The following is a 599-nucleotide window of genomic DNA, read 5'->3' as shown; positions in this document are numbered from 1 at the left end:
GAGCCGGACGCGGACCAGATAGAGCTTGGCGCCCTTGCCGCTCGCTATTACGCGTCTCTACTCCGTCCCGAATCATCGCGCGTTCTTGTGGTCGACATGACCGGAAAGGGGCGCCTGCAGATTTCCATCGGTGACACTTTACCCTCGCACATTAGCCTTGCAGGATACTATTTTGCGCTAGATTTTGGTCATGAAGTCTTGGACGATGCAGGTCAGTTTCTGCCATTCAGCTACTCTCATTTTCATCAAGCGCCCGTGGAAGCGTTTGCTGGCACCACCGAGGGAACATGCATCGGGGCGGTTGACAACGACGGGCAGGTTGAACCTGTGCTGCAAGCCAATCCGGTCGATGTTGCTCCCGAAGCTTATGTCGTCACCCTTAGAAAAGTGCTTCACGAACTTTGTGCACTCGACCACGCGGCATTGCCCGTCGACAAGGTCGTGTTGCGGCAGCATCGCAAGAAATATATTCGACAACTCCTCATGCGCCCCAGCCACCGGGTAGCGACGGCGATGGCCGAATGGCCGTTCATCGATAGCTACGGCGCCCACCCGACTTACCTCGATAGGCCTCTCGTATCCTATTCGTCTCGCCTTCT

General features: G+C 56.3%; 1 protein-coding gene. It reads left to right on the top strand.

The genetic code is table 11. The annotated features are described in order from the left end of the window. Nucleotides 1–599, top strand: a 599-nt coding sequence (locus tag AWB81_RS46340) for a hypothetical protein (RefSeq protein WP_159939052.1), incomplete at both ends; no start/stop codon positions are given.

Source organism: Caballeronia arationis (assembly GCF_001544975.2).
Taxonomy (GTDB): domain Bacteria; phylum Pseudomonadota; class Gammaproteobacteria; order Burkholderiales; family Burkholderiaceae; genus Caballeronia; species Caballeronia arationis.
Note: the sequence above shows the minus strand (reverse complement) of the source record. Positions and strands in the feature narration are given on the sequence as shown.